Here is a 3,596-nt window from a genome sequence, read left to right on the forward strand (position 1 = left end):
CGCCGCCGAACTCTTCGGTCTGCGGCGCATAGCCACGCTTGAGATAGGCTGCGATTCCCGGCCGCTCCACGTAGTCGCCCCGCCCGACACCGCCGTCGGTCGCCGCCTTGAGCATGTAGTACAGCGCAGTTTGGCGGTCAAAATCCCTGGCCCCATAGGTGTAGAGGTTGACGATCAGCGGGACTGGGTTGTCTCCGGTCATGATCGCGGTCGACGAATTTGCCTGCGCCCAACGCGGAAGCGACCCGCTCTGCTCGGCGTCGTTGACCAGCGATTGGGCCATGTCGCTGGCTCGCTCCGGAAAGAGCAGGGCTTGCAGGGGCGCAAGGCAGCGGTAGGTATCCCAATCGGAGTAGTTGGCGTACTGGCTGTGCCCCTTGGCCACGGTGTGGATGACGTCGTCGAATCCGAGGTAGCGTCCGTCCGCATCGTTAAAAGTGTTGGGGTGCAACACAGATCGGTACAGGGCGGTGTAGAACGTTTTCACGTCGTCGCTGTTGGTGCCGGCCACCCGGATACGCGACAGCGTGGCGTTCCATTGGCGCGATGCGGCGGCGCGGACATCGTCGAAGCTCCCGCCCTCGGCCGCCAGGTTCGCTCGCGCCGCATCGACACTGACGTAGGACAGCGCGGTACGCACCTCGAGCACCGAGCCAGCCGGGAACTCCACGTATCCCCCGCTCGATGGCGAATCCGCGCTGCGGGCACCGGCGTAGACCGCAGTACCGTCCCAGGTGCCGTGGGAGCTGAACGGCTGGCTGAACTTCATCGCGAAGTACACCGTGTAGCTGTTCTTGGCGCCGCAGAATCCGCCGGTGGTCGCCGACCCGGTGATGGTGGTGTTGTCCTCGCCGATCTGGATGCTCGCCGCTGAGTTGCCCGCGAGCGACCCGCCGGGGCGCACATGGAACAGCGCGGGCCGACCGTCGGCCGGGTAGCGGAACCGGCCGACGCCGGTGCGCGTAGTGGCGGTCAGTTCCGCGGTCACCCCGGTGTCGGGGAACCGCACCGTGTAGTAGCCGGGCACACCCACCTCGGTGTCGTCGTGGGCGATGTTCTCCCAGGCGTACCAGGGCTGCGCGCCGATCGGGGTGGTGGTCGGGAGCATCGGGATGTCGCCGAACGCGGCGCAGCCCGCCGAGGCGTGGGTCAGGCTGAATCCGGTGGAGCGCTCGTTGTCGTGGTCGTAGCCGGCGTAGGTGTCGGTGGTGTCCGGCGAGTACTGCACCATCCCGAACGGCACCGCAGCGCCGGGGAAGTTGTTGATCTCCCCACCCGTCTCGCTCGTCCCGGTGCCGATGAGCGTGTCGACGTGCTCGACCGGATTCGCGACGAACACGGGTTCATCGGCGTGCGCCGCGCGCGGAACGCCGGCCAGCAATCCGCCGACCACCACCGTGGCGAGCAGCGCGGTGAGGGCCCTTGGTAACGGCATCGCTGTCTATCTTGCAGGGCCGCCGCGCCCACTGCTCGATCTCTGCTGCATCCGCGTCGTCGACACGGAAGCTAATCATCGTCATACATCAATTCTGATCCGTATGACATCCGCCGAGACACTCATGGCCGGCCAGCTCAAAGCGATTGCTGCTCTTGCGAATCCGAGTTCGCGCGATGCAGCCAGAGGAACTCTTTTGTTCCTGGAGCGAAGATGAAGGGCCTGACCAGCAGAGGGTAGGCACTCAGCGCGTCTGACAGCGGGATCCGCTCGGGTCTCTCCAGCGCATACTCGCGCCCCTTCCAGCTGAGGGCGCACTTTCCGGCGGCGAGAACGTTCTCAGACCAATCCACGTGGGGATAGGCCACGGCTAACACGAACCCGTCACCGAGCGGATATGCGCTGAGTGGCGTCATATATTCTCGACCGCTGCGCCGCCCGACGTGGTGCAGCGCCGCCAGGTTGAAGTACAGGCTTCCCAGCCGAGTGCCAGCTACCGTGCGCATCCAGCGATTCGCCGCTTTACTGGCCTGGCGGGTCTTATCGCTCACCCATCGGATCCGCATGAAAACCGAATAGCCCAGCATTACGAGGTACAACACCACCACGGCCGCGACCAACGCGATCGGTAGTGCCGGCAGTGCACCAACGAACCGGCGCTGTCTACTTCTAGCCGCGGTCAATTCGTGGCCCCCTTTCGGCGGGACCACTATTCGACCGAGGCGGCTGGAAATGGGTCGAAACCATGCGGCCACTGTGCTGCGTGTTCCTTCGACGACGTGGCCTGCGACGGCTCTGTGGCCTTTCCCTCGCTTCGGTGCAGCCACACGAAGTCATGCATTCCGGCGAGATGCAGCAGGACCCGCTCCGATTTCCGCCAGGCCCGCATCGGCTCGGGCCCGGAAATGAGCTCGGGCCGCTCCACCTGATAGGTACGGCCTTTCCAGGCCAGCGTGCCAGTCCCGGCGGCCAACAGGTTCCGGTACCAGTCCGTGTGCGGGCCATACCCCAACGGCAACAGGAAGCCGTCGCCGTAGGTGCATGTGCCCAGCGACGTCTGGTAGGTCCGACCGCTGCGGCGGCCCATGTGGGTCAACAGCCCCCAAGACGACCGCTCAGTTCCCGAGATGTGGCGGGTCATGTCGTTGTAGCGCGTTATGGCCTTCTTGAACGGGCCGATCTTGAGCATCCGGTCGCGGTTTCGCCTGAAGACCCTTGGCAACACCACCAGCCACGCCAGGATCAGTCCAACAAGACCCAGCACGACACCAGAAATGGTTCCAGTCAGCCGTTGTCGTCCAATTCGCAGATCGATGAGCATGAGTCAAGCTCACACCGCGCGCCACCTGGCACGCCAGGGACGAAAGTCATGAAGGCCGGCAGCTACGGGACGAACTACCGTCAACGGGCGTTCGTGACCGCGAATCCCCCAAGTCAAAGAAGTTACGTAGTCCGCTGCGCGGACACAAACAAGTTGTGCGGCGTGGTGTCTCGGACTTCTTTGGGTGGCGTGCGGTCGTGGCTGGCCATCAGCTCGGGGGTCGTTGTCACCGTGACGTCCCAGCCGTGGCGGGCAAACCATTCGCCGACGTCTTCGCGTTCCTCGAAGTACCACAGCTCGTCGTTGCGGGGGATCTCGCGCTGCGGGTCGACCTTGGCCATCACCGCGCGTATCCGATCCATCCGCTCGCGCCGTTTGGCACGCACGTCGGGATCCGTGAAGTCGGGCCCAAGCGCCTCCACGGCGACCCGGCTACCGGCGACGCTGAGCCGGTGAATACGTTCGAGCAGCAACTCTTGGGCCGCAGCCGGCAGATACGGCGTCAGCCCTTCGGCCGACCAGACGCTGGGTGCGCTAGCGTCAAAACCAGCCTGCTGCAACGCTTTCGGCCAGTCCTGACGCAGGTCCACCGGCACAGCGACGCGGTGGCACGCCGGCTCGGCCCCGTGCTCGGCCAACGTCGAGGCTTTGAAGTCCAACACCTTGGGCTGGTCGAGCTCGTAGACCGTCACTCCATCCGGCCAGGGCAACCGCCACGACCGCGCGTCCAAGCCCGCCGCCAGAATCACCGCCTGGCGGATTCCGCCGCGAGTGGCGTCGAGGAAGAATTCGTCGAAAAACGCTGTCCGGCAAGCCATATAGCTGACCATCGCCTGCATC

General features: G+C 65.0%; 4 protein-coding genes. All 4 read right to left on the reverse strand.

Annotated elements, in window-relative coordinates; translation table 11 throughout:
* On the reverse strand, positions 1–1,435 hold a 1,435-nt coding region (locus VEI45_RS20520; protein ID WP_324856367.1), incomplete at its 3' end, for a GH92 family glycosyl hydrolase.
* 137 nt (positions 1,436–1,572) lie between these two features.
* Complete coding sequence (locus VEI45_RS20525) at positions 1,573–1,986, reverse strand: nitroreductase (RefSeq protein WP_324856368.1); 414 nt, start codon at positions 1,984–1,986, stop codon at positions 1,573–1,575.
* Positions 1,987–2,144: 158 nt separating this feature from the next.
* Positions 2,145–2,756, reverse strand: coding sequence for a nitroreductase family deazaflavin-dependent oxidoreductase (locus VEI45_RS20530; RefSeq protein WP_324856369.1), 612 nt, complete (start codon positions 2,754–2,756; stop codon positions 2,145–2,147).
* 122 nt (positions 2,757–2,878) lie between these two features.
* Positions 2,879–3,596: SAM-dependent methyltransferase (locus VEI45_RS20535; protein WP_324856370.1), on the reverse strand; the 718-nt coding region annotated here is incomplete at its 5' end.

The sequence above is a fragment of the Mycobacterium sp. genome (assembly GCF_035623875.1).
GTDB lineage: Bacteria > Actinomycetota > Actinomycetes > Mycobacteriales > Mycobacteriaceae > Mycobacterium.

Excerpts from the sequence above, each read along its gene's own strand:
- VEI45_RS20530 (WP_324856369.1), bottom strand. The coding sequence starts at position 2,756 with ATGCTCATCGATCTGCGAATTGGACGACAACGGCTGACTGGAACCATT.